The 16,011-nt window shown below is 69.6% G+C and carries 15 protein-coding genes and 1 pseudogene; 9 read left to right on the top strand and 7 right to left on the bottom strand.

From position 1 onward, the window contains the following. Window positions 1-620: 620 nt before the first annotated feature. A complete protein-coding gene (locus FREUN1FDRAFT_RS24750; RefSeq protein WP_006542984.1) occupies window positions 621-2,012 on the top strand; it encodes a lysine N(6)-hydroxylase/L-ornithine N(5)-oxygenase family protein in 1,392 nt (463 codons plus the stop codon). 265 nt (window positions 2,013-2,277) lie between these two features. Here the strand turns inward: FREUN1FDRAFT_RS24750 and FREUN1FDRAFT_RS24745 are convergent, their stop codons facing one another. Continuing rightward, complete coding sequence (locus tag FREUN1FDRAFT_RS24745) at window positions 2,278-2,493, bottom strand: hypothetical protein (RefSeq protein ID WP_157475298.1); 216 nt, start codon at window positions 2,491-2,493, stop codon at window positions 2,278-2,280. 328 nt (window positions 2,494-2,821) lie between these two features. On the opposite strand from FREUN1FDRAFT_RS24745, the gene FREUN1FDRAFT_RS24740 reads away from it, so the two are divergent. Next, a complete protein-coding gene (locus FREUN1FDRAFT_RS24740) occupies window positions 2,822-3,601 on the top strand; it encodes a hypothetical protein (RefSeq protein ID WP_006542982.1) in 780 nt (259 codons plus the stop codon). 11 nt (window positions 3,602-3,612) lie between these two features. On the opposite strand, the gene FREUN1FDRAFT_RS24735 is transcribed toward FREUN1FDRAFT_RS24740, so the two are convergent. The 3 genes from FREUN1FDRAFT_RS24735 to FREUN1FDRAFT_RS24725 form a co-directional block, all read right to left on the bottom strand. Beyond that, the gene (locus FREUN1FDRAFT_RS24735) at window positions 3,613-4,122 is read right to left on the bottom strand and encodes a hypothetical protein (protein ID WP_006542981.1); all 510 of its coding nucleotides are present in this window, start codon (window positions 4,120-4,122) and stop codon (window positions 3,613-3,615) included. A gap of 95 nt (window positions 4,123-4,217) precedes the next feature. Beyond that, window positions 4,218-6,518 carry a RecQ family ATP-dependent DNA helicase gene (locus FREUN1FDRAFT_RS24730; RefSeq protein WP_083828806.1) on the bottom strand — a complete coding sequence of 767 codons (2,301 nt, stop codon included), beginning with the start codon at window positions 6,516-6,518 and terminating at the stop codon, window positions 4,218-4,220. Between the two features lie 452 nt (window positions 6,519-6,970). After that, complete coding sequence (locus tag FREUN1FDRAFT_RS24725) at window positions 6,971-8,248, bottom strand: aromatic ring-hydroxylating dioxygenase subunit alpha (RefSeq protein ID WP_006542979.1); 1,278 nt, start codon at window positions 8,246-8,248, stop codon at window positions 6,971-6,973. A 166-nt stretch (window positions 8,249-8,414) separates the two neighbouring features. Between FREUN1FDRAFT_RS24725 and FREUN1FDRAFT_RS24720 the strand changes: the two genes are divergently transcribed. The 3 genes from FREUN1FDRAFT_RS24720 (at window position 8,415) to FREUN1FDRAFT_RS24710 (ending at window position 11,649) form a co-directional block, all read left to right on the top strand. Then, window positions 8,415-10,130, top strand: a complete 1,716-nt coding sequence (locus FREUN1FDRAFT_RS24720; RefSeq protein ID WP_006542978.1) for an aldo/keto reductase — start codon at window positions 8,415-8,417, stop codon at window positions 10,128-10,130. Between the two features lie 113 nt (window positions 10,131-10,243). Next, window positions 10,244-11,005, top strand: coding sequence for an SDR family NAD(P)-dependent oxidoreductase (locus FREUN1FDRAFT_RS24715; protein WP_006542977.1), 762 nt, complete (start codon window positions 10,244-10,246; stop codon window positions 11,003-11,005). A 176-nt stretch (window positions 11,006-11,181) separates the two neighbouring features. Further along, window positions 11,182-11,649, top strand: coding sequence for a hypothetical protein (locus FREUN1FDRAFT_RS24710; RefSeq protein WP_006542976.1), 468 nt, complete (start codon window positions 11,182-11,184; stop codon window positions 11,647-11,649). A gap of 96 nt (window positions 11,650-11,745) precedes the next feature. Here FREUN1FDRAFT_RS24710 and FREUN1FDRAFT_RS24705 read toward each other — a convergent pair whose 3' ends face one another. Then, window positions 11,746-11,955, bottom strand: coding sequence for an SCO4848 family membrane protein (locus FREUN1FDRAFT_RS24705; RefSeq protein ID WP_006542975.1), 210 nt, complete (start codon window positions 11,953-11,955; stop codon window positions 11,746-11,748). A 33-nt stretch (window positions 11,956-11,988) separates the two neighbouring features. Between FREUN1FDRAFT_RS24705 and FREUN1FDRAFT_RS48200 the strand changes: the two are divergent. Together FREUN1FDRAFT_RS48200 and FREUN1FDRAFT_RS46705 are read left to right on the top strand one after the other, a co-directional pair. Continuing rightward, window positions 11,989-12,450: pseudogene (locus FREUN1FDRAFT_RS48200) on the top strand (recombinase family protein); the annotation flags it as partial. A 55-nt stretch (window positions 12,451-12,505) separates the two neighbouring features. After that, entirely contained in the window at window positions 12,506-13,027 is a 522-nt protein-coding gene (locus FREUN1FDRAFT_RS46705; RefSeq protein WP_232295385.1) for a hypothetical protein, read from the top strand. Window positions 13,028-13,089: 62 nt separating this feature from the next. Here FREUN1FDRAFT_RS46705 and FREUN1FDRAFT_RS40100 read toward each other — a convergent pair whose 3' ends face one another. Both FREUN1FDRAFT_RS40100 and FREUN1FDRAFT_RS44235 read right to left on the bottom strand, forming a co-directional pair. Beyond that, window positions 13,090-13,485 (bottom strand): hypothetical protein, encoded by a 396-nt coding sequence (locus tag FREUN1FDRAFT_RS40100; protein WP_006542973.1) that lies wholly within the window; start codon window positions 13,483-13,485, stop codon window positions 13,090-13,092. Continuing rightward, on the bottom strand, window positions 13,482-13,706 hold the full coding sequence (locus FREUN1FDRAFT_RS44235; RefSeq protein WP_006542972.1) for a hypothetical protein: 225 nt from the start codon (window positions 13,704-13,706) through the stop codon (window positions 13,482-13,484). The genes FREUN1FDRAFT_RS40100 and FREUN1FDRAFT_RS44235 overlap by 4 nt, the downstream gene beginning before the upstream one ends. Window positions 13,707-14,221: 515 nt before the next feature. Between FREUN1FDRAFT_RS44235 and FREUN1FDRAFT_RS24680 the strand changes: the two genes are divergently transcribed. Continuing rightward, window positions 14,222-14,437 (top strand): hypothetical protein, encoded by a 216-nt coding sequence (locus FREUN1FDRAFT_RS24680; RefSeq protein ID WP_006542971.1) that lies wholly within the window; start codon window positions 14,222-14,224, stop codon window positions 14,435-14,437. Continuing rightward, window positions 14,434-15,819 carry a replication initiator gene (locus tag FREUN1FDRAFT_RS24675; RefSeq protein ID WP_006542970.1) on the top strand — a complete coding sequence of 462 codons (1,386 nt, stop codon included), beginning with the start codon at window positions 14,434-14,436 and terminating at the stop codon, window positions 15,817-15,819. The genes FREUN1FDRAFT_RS24680 and FREUN1FDRAFT_RS24675 overlap by 4 nt, the downstream gene beginning before the upstream one ends. The last annotated feature ends 192 nt before the right edge of the window (window positions 15,820-16,011 follow it).

Below are 16,011 nucleotides of genomic sequence, written 5' to 3'. Positions count from 1 at the left end.
AGCGCTCACGCCCGCGCACGCGGTGTGCCCGCAGGCGGAGCACCGCAGCCGTGCTTGGCATGACTCTCACGCGACCCGACGCCGGGGAGGGCAGCCGTGTGAGGGTCGGCGATCCGCCTGGGACGAGGCCGCCGACCGACCGCGCCTCCTCCCCACCCCGTCGGACGACACCCGACGCATGAAACTTAGGTGAAGTTAACCTATACTTCGCGGGATGCGGCCGGTTGAGCCACCGCGAGTCACGCAGGTCGCCGCAATCCGGCCCGCTTGACCACCAACCGCATCACACCTAAGTTAGGTTCACTTAACACATTCAGCTTCAGGTAGGCCGTGGCGGTTGCAACGCACGGTCACATCTAGTCACATGCGGTCGTCCACGCCATCCACGACGCCCCGCCGCGACCGCAGCTCCTCGCCTCGACAAGAACAACAAATCAACAACGGGCGCCGCCTTTAAGGCCTCCAGACACCCTCCAGGGAGGCTCGATCGAGCGCCTCCACCGCCACCTCGACCGGTGCGACCTCGACGAACACCTTGACAGAGCAACAGGTCGACCCGAACATAGGTAAAGTTAACCTAAATTCGCATCCGGTCAGATCAACCGACAAGAGGGGCAGCCGTGGGAGACCGTCCACCGACCGCGGAACTCGGTGTGCACGACGTCATCGGAGTCGGGTTCGGACCCTCGAACATCGCCCTGGGCATCGCGATCGAGGAGCACAACAGCAGCGTCTCCGCCGGGGCCGCGTTGCGCGCGATATTTCTTGAACGCCAGCCCCGCTTCGGCTGGCACCGCGGGATGCTGCTCGACGGCGCCACCATGCAGGTGTCCTTCCTCAAGGATCTGGCGACACTGCGCAACCCGTCCAGCAGCTTCAGCTTTCTGAACTATCTGCATTCGCAGAACCGACTCGTGGACTTCATCAACCACAAGACGATGTTCCCGCTGCGCTGCGAATACCACGACTATCTGGAATGGGCCGCGGGCCGCCTCGACAATCTCGTCGAATACGACACCGAGGTCGTGGATCTGCGGCCGGTCGTCCACGAGGGCGTGGTCGCCTACATCGACGTGATCAGCGGCCGGCCCGGCCAGCCAGGCCGAACCGTCGTCCGCCGGGCCCGCAACGTCGTCATCGCCGCCGGGCTCGAACCGCGGCTGCCGGACAATGCCGAGCTCGGCGACCGCCTGTGGCACAACCACGACCTGCTGCACCGGCTCGCACAGATGCCGTCGACACCACGCCAGCGCTTCGCCGTGGTCGGGGCCGGCCAGAGCGCCGCCGAGGTGACCGAACACCTGCACACCCGGTTCCCACAGGCCGAGGTGTTCGCGGTCTTCGCCCGGTACGGGCTCACACCGGCCGACAACAGCGGCTTCGTCAACCAGATCTTCGACCCGGACGCCGTCGACGAGTTCTACCACGCGCCGGAAGGCGTCCGGGCGATGCTGCTGGCCTACCACCGCAGCACCAACTACGCCGCGGTCGACATGGACCTCATCGACGAGCTCTACCGGCGCAGCTACCAGGAGAAGGTCCGCGGGCCCCAGCGGCTGCACTTCCTGCGAGCCTCGCAGGTGGAAGCCTACGAGGCGCTCCCGGACGGCACCCGCGTCCACATCCGGCACCTGCCCACCGGCGAAAAGCGGGTCCTGGACACCGACATCGTCGTGCTCGCCACCGGCTACAACGCCCGCGACCCGCGGCGCGTGCTCGGCAGCATGGAAAACGCCTGCCTGGTCAGCGACTCCGGCCGGCTCCAGGTCGCACGCGACTACAGCATCGAGACGAAACCCGACACCACCGCCGGCATCTACGTTCCCGGTGCGAGCGAGTTCCAGCACGGCATCTCGTCGTCGTTGCTGTCCAACATCTCGATCCGCGCCGGCGAGATCCTCGACTCGGTGCTACGCCGACAGGAGCTGGACGAACCACTGGCGGCCGTCGGCCAGGGCATCACAGCCCCCTCATATCTCCCCGCCCAGCACAAGACCCAGCCGCGGAACTGATCCGCGCCGCCGTTCCGGAAACCGCGGGATCACTACACCCCTGAAAACGCACGAAGACGCGCTTGCGCGGCGAAGAGCCATTCCTTACCTCACGGTGCGCGGTCAGGGATGAGGCAGGCCCGAGCCAACGACGGAAGAGGCACGATGATGGACGACGGGCGTGGAGATCGCACATTCGTCGAGGTCTCCCAGACGCCAACCATCCCCGGCTGGCCGGGCCTCCTCCGCGTCTGTCACCCCATCAACCCCTCACCCCATCAACCCGTCACCATGCCGGACGCACCGCAGCCACCTCAGCGCTGACTGAGGCCCGCGTTGGCGGCGGCGACACCTCGGCGGCCTCGGCGATGTCGAAGTCGGCGATGTCGAAGTCGAAGTCGGCGATGTTGCCCCGTCGCGCGCAGGACCGGAGCCGGCCGCGGAAACCCGCAACCTGCGGGGCGGCAGCGGAACGCCACCTGGACGACCGGCTGCCAGCCACGTCGAAGCGTGCAACCCCCGGCCGGCCCAGCATCGGGATACCGACGGGAAGCGAGCCGGCTGACGCCGTCGCCTTCCGGACCAGGACGACGAGGAGCCAGCCGCCAGCGCGGACGTCCCGACTCGCCCCCTGTCAAGGGTGGCATCACGAACAAACCCGGAGTGCCACCCGGTCGAATTTCCAAAACGAGTACCGAGGCCACCACCTGTCCCGCGGAAGACATCATCACCATTGGCCTGGAGCGGTTTTTCTCCGGCATCGTGTTGCTCGTTGAAAGCGGCGAGAAATGCCGTTCCCGTAACGGCTGGCGATGTTCACGGAGGTAGGGATGAGCGGCCTGCGACGGATCCGGAGTGTGCGCCGATCGGTGGTCGGCGCAATCGCCGCCTGGGCGTTGGCTCTGCTGTTCTCGGGATGCCAGGAGGGCGGCCTCGTGATCGCGCCGCCGACTACCCCGCCGGCGGTCACCGCGGCACCGGCGACCGGTCCAGCGGCCTCGGCCACACCGACCACCGGCACACCGGCGCGGAATCTGCGGGCGACCGACTACGTGCTCACGGCCGCACCGGAGACGGCTGGCTTCGAAAGCTCGGGCGGCGCAGACGACCCCGACAGCAGCCTGATCGGCGGCGAGGTCGCGGAATGCGTCGGCATCGCCGGGTACGATCCGTCCCCGCCGTCGGACGAGACGGCCGGCGACACGTTCTTCAACACCGACGCGAACGAGATCCAGGCGACCAGCCACGCGAAGATTCTTTCCGCCAGCCAGATCCAGCAGAACACCGACATCGTCACCAGCCCGCATTTCGCTGACTGTTTCCGCGGGGCGCTCGAGGAACAGCTGGCGGGTGAGCAGTCGGAAGAACTCACCGCCGAGGTCGTCGCGGTTGACACGTCCTTTCTGCCACGTGGCTGCACCGCACTGGTCCGTACCTCGATGAGCATCACCGACCAGACCGGCACCTATGACTACATCTTCGACACGGTCTACTTCTACGTGGGCCAGGTCGCCGTCGAACTCACCGTCACCAACATCCAGGATGTCCCCCCGCAGGACACCGAGCAGGGTTTCATCGACCAGATCGCCGGCAAACTGACCAACCAGTGAGCCCACCGGTGTCAGCTGATCGCGGAGCCCGGCCAGGGCGGTGACGTCACCACGGCCAGTTCGGCGTTCGCCGCGGTGACGCGCTTACGAAAAAGGGGCGACACCCACAGCTTCTCTCCCGACAGAAGCATCGCGCCGTACAGACCCCTGGGCGGGCCCAGAACGGTCTGCCTCGGCAGGCGGAGAAGCGGCGGCCCGTTCGGCGCGGCCCAGGCGATCAGGCCGGCTCCCATCAGGAGAATGGACTGGTCGGTCACGACCAGAATCCTGTTCTTCATGCGGGCCAGGTAGATCGTGAACACAGCCAGGACCAGGGCCGCCATCACGGCGCCGGAAGCGAAGAAATAGTACTCCGACCAGGGGAGAAGATTGATTGTCAGGTTCCAGGCGAGGAATCCGGTTGGTGGCACGAGGTTGAAGTACGGGGATAGACCCGCCTGCGCCAGGACAACGTACTCGACCCGCTCCCCCGGAGCCAGGTACGGGCGCATCTGAAAGGCGATCCGATCACGCAGCGCCATCCCGCTCCCCCGCCGCTGGCTCCTGGATCGGGTAGCCCCGTGCCAGGAGAAACAACCTTACGCCCCTACCGCGCACCCGTCCTGGAGTTCGGCGTTCAGCCGGTCTCCATCGCCAGGGCCAGTGGCATCACGGCGGGTGCGCCGGCGGCGCGCAGTACGCGGGCTGCCGCCGTCATCGTCCAGCCGGTGACGACCAGGTCGTCGACGAGCAGCACCGGGCCGGCCAGGCCACCGAGCGTTTCGGCGAGCGGAGGCGGCACGTCGAATGCCGACCACAGCCCGGCGAGACGATGCGCGCTGTTGTGCACCTGGCCGGCGAACGGCCCACCCGCGACCCGTGGCAGTTCCCCGAGCAGCGGCAACCGGCCCACCTGTGCGATGCGCTGACCGAGGTCGCCGACCAGCCGCGGGCGGCTCCGGGACCCGATCGTCACCACCGCCACCGGGCGCTGCTCCCATTCCCAGGCCGCGAGCATCCGCACGACACCGTCGAAGACGTCGTCGGGAACCGGCTGGTCCACGCCACGCGCCTCACCCGCGCCGGGCGCGCTGTCGAACATGGGCCGTAGCCGGTTGCCCCACCCGAGGTCGTTGAGACGGGCGAGTGCCCGACCGGGCAGAGCGCCGGCCGCGGCGGGAATCCGGCCGGAGGCGTTGATCCCCAGCGTGCGCATACCGGTGGGCCACATCTTGCGCGGTTCGACGACGACCCCGGGCCGCCGCAGCTCCGTGCGGGCGCTGGCCCGCGCCTGCGCCGAGACATCCGCCGCCCAGCTCCTACCGGTGCACCGGTCGCACCGCGCGCAGGCAGCCGCGTACGGGTCGTCGAGGGCCCGGCGCAGGAACTCCATCCGACAGGACGTCGTCGCGATGTAGTCGAGCATCGACTGCTCCTCGACCGCGCGGGCCGCGGCGACCCGCTCATAGCGGCGCGCGTCGTAGGCCCAGGGCTGCCCGGTGTGCTCCCAGCCGCCCTTGACCCGCCGGACCGCGCCGTCGGTGTCCAGCACCTTCAGCATCTGCTCCAGGCGGCCCGGCCCCAGGTCGACCACGGCGAGCAACGCCTGGGTCGACATCGGCTTCGACGCCTGCCCCAACGCGCCGAGCACGTCCCGCACCAGCCGTTCCGGTGGGAAGGAGGTGTCGGCGAAGTACCGCCAGATGGCACGGTCCTCCGCGGCCGGCAGCAGGATCGCCTCCGCCGACTCCAGCGCGCGGCCCGCCCGGCCGACCTGCTGGTAGTAGGCGATCGGGGAGTTCGGCGCCCCGACGTGCACGACGAAGCCGAGATCGGGCTTGTCGAAGCCCATCCCCAGCGCGCTGGTGGCGATCAGGGCCTTGACCCGGTTCGCGAGCAGATCCTCCTCCGCCGCGATGCGCTCCGCCGGCTCCGTCCCGCCGTGGTAGGTCGCCACGGTGTGGCCCTGGGCCCGCAGGAACCCGGTGAGCTCCTCGGCGGCGGGCTTCGTCAGCGTGTAGACGATCCCGGAGCCGGGCAGCTCGGGGAGACGATCAGCCAGCCAGCCGAAGCGCTCCTCGGCCGTGGGCAGGCTGACCACGGCCAGGCGCAGGCTCTCCCGCTCCAGCGGCCCGCGCAGCACCAGCGTCTCGGCGCCCACCATGCCGTCGGATGCGGCAGCGGCGCCCGCGCCGAGCTGCTCGCTGACATCCTCGACGACCCGCGCGTTCGCCGTGGCCGTCGTGGCGAGGACGGGAACGCCCGGCCGCAGCTCACCGATCAGCGACCGCAGCCGGCGGTAGTCCGGCCGGAAGTCGTGGCCCCAGTCGGAGATGCAGTGCGCCTCGTCGATGACCAGCAGGCCCGTCGTGCGCGCCAGCTCCGGCAGGTACTCATCGCGGAACGTCGGGTTGTTCAGCCGCTCCGGGCCGACCAGCAGCAGGTCGAGCTCGCCGGCCCGCAGCGCACCGTAGACCTCGTCCCACTCGGTGAGATTGCCCGAGTGGATCTCCCCGGCCCTGATGCCCAGCCGCGCGGCGGCGGCCGCCTGGTTGCGGATCAGCGCCAGCAGCGGCGAGACGATCACCGTCGGCCCGACCCGGGCCGGGGCGGCATCGCCGACGCCACGGGCATCGCCAACGCCGCCGGCCTCGTCAGACCCGCCTGCGCCCCCGCCCGCGTGCCCCCGCAGCAGCGCGGTCGCGAGGAAGTACACGGCGGACTTCCCCCACCCGGTGCGCTGGACGAGCAGCACCCGGCGCCGGTCGGTCACCAGCGCGTCGATCGCCCGCCACTGGTCGTCACGCAGCGCCGCACCCGGACCGGCCAGCGCCCGCAGCAGCTCCTCGGCCCGGGCCCGCGGCACCCCGCCGCCCGGACTCCCCGGAACCGAGGCCGCAGAAGACGCCGGGGCAGGGTGCACAGCCTGATCAGCCATGCCCCCTGTCTACCCGACGCCGCCGACAGTTCGGGCGTTCACCTCGACGGCGGCGGCCCCAGCTCCACGGCGGCGGCCCGAGCTCCACGGCCCCAGCTCCACGGCGCGGCCCCACAGTGCGGCCCCCGCAGCGCGCGCCGCACTACCACCCGCCGGAAATCCCGCCGCGCCTCGCAGCGCCAGCTTCACACCAAGAGGCGCAAAAGGGGCGCCGAATCATTGGCAATCCGCAAGAAGTGAGGATTTTGGTTGTTCGAGTGACCAAAATCCTCACTCCTTGCTCGGCAGCAGCGACATTTCGAGCTCGAAGCTCGAAGCTCGGGATTTTGCGACGGTTTCCAGAACAACCAAAATCATCCACTCTTCGGACTCACCCTACCGGGCTGCCGGACTACCGTTCTCCGGGATGCCACAGGCCCGAGTCGATGATGGAAAGGCTCATTGACGGCACATCACCCGGACTGTCGGCCGACGAGATCACGATGGGCGGCAACGTAATCATTGGCCGTCCGGTGCAGGTGCCGGACGGCGAGCTCCTGGTCGTTGAGCGGAAACTCCGACACGGCCCTTGTCTCCAACATCTTCTGGGTCGCTTCCAGGGTGTTGCAGTCCTGCAGCGCGAACTCCTTGAAGGTGACCGCGGCCAGCTCGTGCCGCAGCCGCTCGCCCGGCGTTCTCGGCGGGACGAAGTACAGCGTTCCCTCGAAGATGTGCCGGTTGTAGGCCGTCGGCCAGTAGTGATAGGTGAGGTACCAACCCGGCGCCCACACCACAATCATGAAATTCGGGAAGAAGACATAGGAGTCGAGGCCCCAGGCCTTCTGCCGGGCCGGGTTCACACCCGGCGGCAGCGGGTCGAGGCCGGGGATGTCAGGCCTGTCCCACGGCCCGAAGTTCCCGCTGCGCAGCACCTGCTCGATCGGCTTCACCATGGAGAGATCACGGGGCGGCGCCATTCCGCCCCAGGCCGACTGCATCGAGTGCGGACCGTCCAGCTCGTAGTGCAGCGACTCGTAGCCGTAGCCGAGCAGTTTGCGCGACTCGTCGCTCACGTACTGCTTCGCGTGCAGCACGGGTGCGTGGTAGAACTCGGCGAACGCGTCGAGGTAGAGCTTCCAGTTGCTGCCGACGTCCGCCCGGTACCGGTAGACCTCGGTCATCTCACCGAACGGATAGCCCTCAAGGCCGGCGGCGAAGCGCCCAAGGTATTCCCTCAGTGGGCCGGCCTCGTTGTCGAAGTTGACGAAGATGAAGCCCTCCCACACCTCGCAGCGCACCGGGACGAGGCCGTAGTCCGCCCGGTCGAAGTCGAAGAACTCGGACTCCTGCTGAACGAAGGTGCACGCACCGTCCAGCCCGTAGCGCCAGGCGTGGTACTTGCAGGTGAACTGCCGCGCCGTGCCGCTCGTCTCCTCACGCGGGAAATCGTTCCAGACCAGCTTGTTGCCACGGTGCCGGCAGATGTTGTGAAACGCCCGGACCTGGTTCTCCCTGTCCCGCACGATGATCACCGACGCGTTCGCGGCGTGGATCTCCTTCGTGAAGTAGGCGCCCGTGCGGGCGACCTGCTCCACTCGGCCGACGTTCAGCCAGGTCCGCCGGAAGATCGCGGCACGCTCCCGTTCGTAGTGCTCGGGAGAGATCGAGTCCTCGAACGTGACCAGCCCGGTGCCGAGGTCCGGGTAGTGCTCCGTCCAGCTGCCCTCGACAGGCTTGGGGAAGTGGGCCATGCGTCTACCTCCGAGACCACACACGGGATGGAACGTCCAGAAAACGTACGACCGAGTCCGGTTTCCGGTCAACGGTCCCGCTCAGAGGCTGCCGGCCAGGCCTGCGTGCGGCCCGCCGTCCGACCACACCTTGACCCAGAAGACGACCGGACCGTACGTTTTTTCGATGGAGCCCAGAGCGAACGACGGTGCGCGGTCCCGGGCCGGGAGACCGACCTCCGAGGAGGCGGCGCGGCTGACGGAGAAGCTTCGCCGGGCCGCCGTCGACACGTTCCTCGAACACGGCTACGACCGGACCACCATGGAGGCGGTGGCACGGGCCGCGGGCGTCACCAAGAGCACCCTGTACGGCCGGTACCCGGACAAGCGGACCCTGTTCATCGCCGTCAGCTCCTGGGCGCTCACCCGCCAGGAACGCGACGCCCGGGTCCTGGAGCCGCTGCCCGACGACCTCGCGGCCAGCCTGACCCTGATCGCCCGGGCGATTCTCGCCCGGTCCGTCGACCCGGACATCGTCCGCCTCAGCCGGATGGCCATCGCCGAGTCGGCCCGGTTCCCCGAGTTCGCGGCGAGCTCCCAGTCCACGACCTGGTCGCCGCGCATCCAGGTCATCATCGATCTCCTGCGGGAGCACGAGCGCGCCGGCGCTGTCTCGGTCAGCAACGTCGAACTCGCCGCCGAGCAGTTCTTCGCCATGGTCGGCGCGATGCCGGCCTGGCTCGCGGCCTACGGCATCTACCGCAGTCCCGAGCTTGAGGACCGGCGCCTTCAGCACGCTGTGCAGCTCTTCCTCAGCGGCGTCCTCACCCGCGACCCCGGCCACCAGGGCCGCCCCGACTCCTCCCCCGCCACACCACTCGCCGGCGCCGGTCACCCGAGCCCAGGCGATGGCGACGACGACACAGTCGACGACGCCAGTTGCAACCAGACCACCTCCAAGCACGCCGGGCCCGGGCGCGAGGCCGGGGCGATGCGGTATTCGCGGCTCGGTCGAAGCGGCCTGGACGTCTCCCGGCTCGCCCTCGGCATCCGGGCCTTCGGGGCGGCCGGCGGCGGCTGCGACCCGGCGACCGCGGCGGGTCTGTTAGCCCGCTACCTCGACGCCGGCGGAAACCTCATCGACGCCACCGACGCTTCCGCCGACGCCGCGGAGATCTGCGCGGTGTCGCTGCGCGGCAGGCGTTCCCAGGTCGTGCTGGCAGCCGGAACGAGCACCGGAACGGGCACCGGAACGAGCGGTGGCGGTGGCGACACCGGTATCGCGCTGGATCGAGCCCGCCACGGCGGCCGGAACAGCCGGCGCCACCTCCGCGCGGCCTGCGACGCGGCCCTTCGCCGGCTCGGGACCGACTACATCGATCTCTACCAGCTGAGCGCCGACGACCCGTCGACCCCGCTGGAGGAGACCGTCGAGGCACTGGACGATCTCGTGCGCTCAGGCAAGATCCTCTACGTCGGCGCCGCCGACTTCCCCGCCTACCGGATCATGAAGGCAGTCGCCGCCAGCGACCGGCTCGGCCGGGCCCGGTTCATCTCCCTGCGCTCCGAGTACGGGCCGACGGCGCGAGCGGTGGAACGCGAGCATTTCCCCCTCCTCGCCGAGGAGGGCCTCGGCTTCATCAGCGCCCCCCGCACCGAGAACAGGACCGACCCCACGAACCCCGCGCCGACCGCACGGCGGCAGGCCGCGGCGGCCCGGCTCGGCTGCACGACCAGGCAGCTTGACCTGGTCTGGCAATGGACGAGACCCGTCGCCTCGGTAAGCGTCGACATCTCAGACGTGGCCCAGCTGGACGAGCTTCTCGCGGCAGCGGACGTCGACCTTCCCAACGAGGTCATCACCGCGATCGACGACTCCACCGCGCCATCGGCCCGCCTGTGACCCCAGCCGAAACCGGCGACCGCCGGCGGCCGCTGGCGGCCGCCCCTCATCCTCTCTCATCCCGTTCTTCTCTCTCATCTCGCGGGCAGTCGACGCGGAAAGGAAAGACACCCATGGCCGGGACACTGAACGGCAAGGTCGCCGTCGTGACGGGCGGCGCCTCGGGAATCGGGCGTTCCTGCGCGCAGCGGCTCGCCCGGGACGGCGCCAAGGTCGCCGTGCTGGACCTCAACGAGGGCGACGCCAAGCAGGTCGTGGCCGAGATCGAGGCCGAGGGCGGCACAGCGCACGCCCTCGCCATCGATGTCGCCGACCGCGCAAGCGTCGACCAGGCCCTGGCGCAGACCCGCGAACACCTCGGGCCCGTCACCATCCTGGTGAACTCGGCCGGGAAGACCGGCTACCACCGGTTCATCGACATGTCCCTGGAATCCTGGACGTCGATCCTCACCGTGAACCTGACCGGGACGTTCCACTGCTGCCAGTCCGCCCTCCCGGACATGATCGAGGCCGGCTGGGGCAGGATCGTCAACATCTCCTCCTCCAGCGCGCAGGGCGGCCAGCCCTACATGGCCCACTACGTCGCTTCCAAGGCGGGCGTCATCGGCTTCACCAAGGCCCTCGCGCTCGAACTCGGTCCGAGCGGCATCACCGTCAACACCATTCCCCCGGGTTTCGTCGACACCCCGATGCTGCGCCTCAGCGAGCAGAAAGGCCGTTTCGGCGCGACCGTGGACGAGCACGCCGCCCGGACCCCGGTCCGCCGCGTCGGCCGGCCGGAGGACATCTCCGCAGCGTGCGCGTTCCTCGTCTCCGAGGAGGCCGGCTACATCACCGGCCAGGTCATCGGCGTCAACGGCGGTCGTAACACCTGACCCGGCACCGCTGTGGCCGGGTCACGTTCCCGGCCACAGCCCGCGCCGCCCGTGCGGACCTCGCGCCTTCCCTGGATTCGGCGCTCGTCTCCGTAAAAGCGCCGAACGCCTCGCGCCGCGACTAGAATCCGTCCCGTGCTGCGGACGGCTCGTCCGCCGGGGTGACCGGAGGTCTCATGCCCGCACGTGGCAGGCCCGCCGGAACCGGCACCTTTCCCGACGAGGAGAGGCCGCGACTTCCCGCGATGTGGTATTTCTGGCTGGAAGTGAGGGAGCGCCAGGCACCCAACGGGGGCGGAGCGCTCGTCTGGGAGCTCCTGCTGGTGGATTTTACCTTTTCCTTGGTTCTCTGCCTTGCCACGGACAGCGAGTCGGCGGCCGGAATCCTTTTCATTCTCCTGAGTGGGGGCGCAGGCCTCGCCCTGCTGATTCTGATAGCAGTGCAGTGGCACCGTCGCCGTCGATTCCAGCGCTATCTCGACCAGGGAACGATGATGACCCGCCTCGCCCGCCGCCGCTGGGCGGACGAGGCCGAGGCCGAGATGTGGCGTAGCCGCCCCCGGTGGACCAGGCTCGCGGACAAGGGCCTCCTGCAACGACTACCGGAGCCAACCTGGCCGACCAGGCGAGACGTCCTTCGCTGACGCACTCGCCAGCGGAGTGGCGAGCCTACCGGGGGAACAGGACGAGGAAAGGAAGGCGACACGAAATCGTCCCGCGCCGCCGTCCACCTGAGGGCGTCAGCGACCAGAACTGATCATCTGGTCAGACGAGGCTGCGCCGGGAACCGCGGGGCGCCCCGAACGCGCGCCGCGGATGCCGAGCCAACCGACGACGGAGCCGATGGCCACGGAGGCGACGGTCAGAACCAGATGGACCGTGAAGAAGCCGGTCGGACCATCGGCCCAGGAGCGATCATCCTTCCAGATGTTCTTGAGGAATCCGGACATTCACCTATGACCTAGGTACGTGGAGGGGTCAGGATGTCCGGCATGGAGCATGTGGTCCCGGTGGTGTCCTACGCCCGGATCGGCTACGACAAGGCCGGGGACGCCCACGGCGTCGCCGACCAGCACAAGGTCAACCGCGAGACGGCCGCCCGGCTCGGCTGGTCCATCGTCCACGAGTTCACCGACAACGACCGCTCGGCCAGCAAGGCCGAGGTCATCCGCGACGGCTTCGAGGCGATGCTGAAGGCGGTAAAGGCCGGCCGCCTTCCGGACGGAACCGCCGTGCAGGGTGTCGTGGTCGTCGCCGAGGACCGGTTGGCCCGCCGTTCCGGTGACTACGAGCGGTTCGTCGACGCGCTCACCGCCGAGGACGGCCGCGTCTACGCCGACGCCCGGGGCCGCAAGGACCTGTACTCCGAGGACGTCGAGGGCATGGGGTTGGTCGGGGTGGCCTTCGCGAAGATCGAGTCCCGGAAGGTGCGCCGCCGGGTCCGCCGCTCGGTGCGGACGTCCACGCCCCGACGGCACCCTGTGCAACGCGCGGCTCAGGGTGAAGCAGCAACGGGACTGCGCCGGGCACATGTACTTCTGCATCCCCGCGGCCCAGGGCGGATGCAGCGGACTCGGCCGCCGAGGCGACAAAGTGGACGAGTTCATCACCGAGGCTGTGTTGGCGAAGCTGGAGGAGCGGCAGGCCGTCGCCGCCGACCTGGGGCCGTGGACCGGTCAGACCGAGCTGGACCGGGTCACCGCGAAGATTGGCGTTCTGCGCCAGCAGTGGCAGACCGACCAGATCTCGGATGGCCTGTTCTTCACGACTGTCCGGGAGCTGGAGGAGCGTGCCCGTGAGCTGACCCGGGACCGCAACCGGCACGAGGCCGCCGTCAGCCGAGCGCGGGTGGACGTGACGGACGTCCGCCGCCGGTGGGAGGCCGATGAGCTGGACCTGTCGCAGAAGCGCGCCTACGTCCGCGAGGCCCTGCACGCCGTGATCGTGCATCCTGCTGGCAAGGGACGCGGCGCCCGAGGCACGTTCGACCCGGATCTGTTGGAGCTGCTCTGGCGGGAGTAGCCGGCCACCGGTCGACCCGCGGCCCGTCAGTCTGCCGCGCGTGAGGCCGTGTCCGGCCTGTTCTACCCTTTGTCGGCTGTGTCGTGGCGGTCGGAGCGGAGCCGATGCATCCAGCGTCCACGCCTGCCCGCGAGGAGCCCCGGACGCCACGCCTCCCCGATCGCCACCGCCACGGCGTCGAGCGCGGCCCGTTGCCCCGCCATGAACGCCATCGCCTCACCGGGGGTCACCACTCCCCGCCCGGCCATCAGCAGCGGAACCGGGTCACGTTCGAGCAGCGCGAACAGCGCCCGGCGGTAGTCGCTGACGAGTAACGGTGGATCGCCCTCCGGCCGTTCGTCGTACTCGGCATCCTGTTCGAGCAGGGTCATCACGTACGCCCGGTAGGCCGCCGCGACGGTCCGCTCAGCGTCGTCTGAGCGTCCTACCCGCGTCACGGATGGCGTGGTTTCGGTCATGACGGGCCCCCGTGGTTGGCGGTGAGGGCGCGGGCCGAGCGGTCGAGACAGAACGACAGCGGCGCCACCGCGTAGTCACCGAGCCCGGCCCGGCGGGCGTGTGCGTCAGCCGCGTGCGCGTTCTCGAAGACGACCATGACGGCCTTCACGGCGCGGCCGGGGCCGTCGAAGACGACCAGGCCGTAGAGCGGCGGTGGTTGATCGGCAGCGAGACAGGTCATGGTCTGCCCTCCTTCGCCGGCAGGCGAGGCATGCGGCGTGGCCCGGTGCCGGACGAGGATTCGGGTCGACTCGCCCGGCACCGGAGACGGCGCGGCACGGTCCGCCGGCGAGCGGGTCGTGTGTGGCCCCGGATGGGCACCCGCCCGGAGGTTCGCCGTGCCGCGGTGGTCACAGAATGCCGAGGGTGCCCCGTCCTGATCCATGGCGAGAAACCATGGCGACTCGCCATGGGCGCACCGGCGATGCTCCGCCTACGGTCGAACCGGACTGACGCAGTCCCGCGGGGTGCACGTCTTTCAGGACGTGGACACAAACCAGAAATCGAGCACGGCGGCAGCCCCAGGCGCGGGTCCCATCGGGGCATGGGAAAGATCCCCATTCACAGAGATACGGGCCACGCCCGCGCCACCCAGACGAGTAGCCGCAACCACTCCGCAGCAGCCCGGTGCAGGGTTCCGGGCTGTCTGCCTGTGGTTGCGCAGTCCTTCCGTTCACACGGAAGGAGCCCCGGTCCGTGGACCAGGTGGACGCTCGGGAATGGGGACGCCGCCAGGCGGCACGCTCGCCGCAGTGGTCGGAGGCGAAGTGGCGCCGCGTCTCGCTCATCCTCGGAGTGCGTTTCCTGCCCGAGGCAGACGAGGACGCCGCGGGCATCGCGCCGGTGACGATCGACATGGAGGCAACCGGCGCGCGGATTCAGGATGCGGCGAACCTGCGTGACGCCGCATGACCGGCGATGGCTTCCCCACCCTCACCCCTGCCATGCGGGAGGTCCTGGCCCAGGCGAACGGCCCGGACTTCGCCCGCTGGACCGCGATCGCCAAAGGCGTGCACGGCTGCGCCCGTCCGGTGCGCCTCATCGGCGACGAGCTCACCGTGCACACGGGAACCGGCGAGGTCATCGACCGGTATTCGACGACGGACGAGCCCACCGGCTACCTGCTCACCGCGTGCGGGAACCGGCGGGCCGCCGTCTGCCCCGCATGCTCCCGGATCTACCAGGCCGACACCTTCCACCTGATCCGCGCCGGTCTCATCGGCGGGAAGGGCGTACCCGAATCCGTCCGCCTGCATCCCCGCCTGTTCGTCACGCTCACCGCGCCATCCTTCGGCCCGGTGCACGCCCGCCGGGAACGGAACGGCCGGCTACTCCCCTGCCGGCCCCGGAGGCAGCGGCCGGCCTGCGCCCACGGCCGCCCGCAGTGGTGCGACGAGCGGCACGAGCCCGGCGACCCGCGGATCGGACAGCCCCTGTGCGCCGGCTGCTTCGACTATGACGGCGCCGTGCTGTGGAACGCCCACGTCGGCCTGCTCTGGCAACGGTTCACGATCTACCTGCGCCGCCGGCTGGCCGACCACGCGGGCATCAGCCGCACCCGCCTCTCTCAGGAACTCCGCGTGTCGTTCGCGAAGGTCGCCGAGTTCCAGGCCCGTGGACTGGTCCACCTGCACGCCCTCATCCGGCTCGACGGGCCGGAAGGCGGATCGGAGCGGCCTCCCGAATGGGCGACCCTGGCCGTGCTCGGCGAGGCCGTCCACCAGGCCGCAGAGGAAGTCCGGCTGTCCGTGCCGGGCGGACCCGACGAGGCCGAACCCAGCCGGACACTGCGATGGGGGGACCAGCTCGACACCCGTGCCGTGCTGACAGCCGCATCCGACGACCGGACGGCAGACGAGAAGGTCGCCGGCTACATCGCGAAGTACGCGACAAAGGGCGCCGAGGTAAGCGGGACAGTGCACCACCGCATCCGAGCCGCTGCCGACATCGAGCACCTGGACGTCACCGACCACGCCCGCGCGATGATCCAAACCTGTTGGAGGCTCGGCGGGATGCCGGAGCATTCCGAGCTGAATCTTCGCCGTTGGGCGCACATGCTTGGGTTCCGCGGACACTTCGGCACCCGAAGCCGGAGGTACTCCACGACCCTGGGCGCACTGCGCGGAGCACGGTCCGCAGAGCGCGCCGAGAACGCCCGCGTCCTTCAAGGGCTCCCAGCACCAGGCGACGAGCAGACCGCGAGGGTCGGCCGGTGGCGGTACGCCGGCAGCGGCTACACCCCGGGCCAGGCCCTCATTGCCGGAGTCGACACCCCGGAGGATCTCGCCGGTTAGAACCTTCTCTACTTGGTCAAGCCCGGCCTTCGGCCGGGAGTCGCTGGCGGAACGCCGCGCGGCCGACTGCGCGCGGCCCTGCGGGCCGTGCTCGCCGGGCGCGTCGTTCCGCCAGCGCCGAAAGCCACAGGACGGACACCCTGCGCATAGAATCAGGCACTCCGGTCTTGGTCCGCATCCGTCATGCGGAGG

Origin of the sequence: Parafrankia sp. EUN1f (assembly GCF_000177675.1) — a bacterium.
Lineage (GTDB): Bacteria > Actinomycetota > Actinomycetes > Frankiales > Frankiaceae > Parafrankia.
The sequence above is the reverse complement of the archived record's forward strand: the minus strand, read 5'-3'. Positions and strand labels throughout refer to the sequence as shown.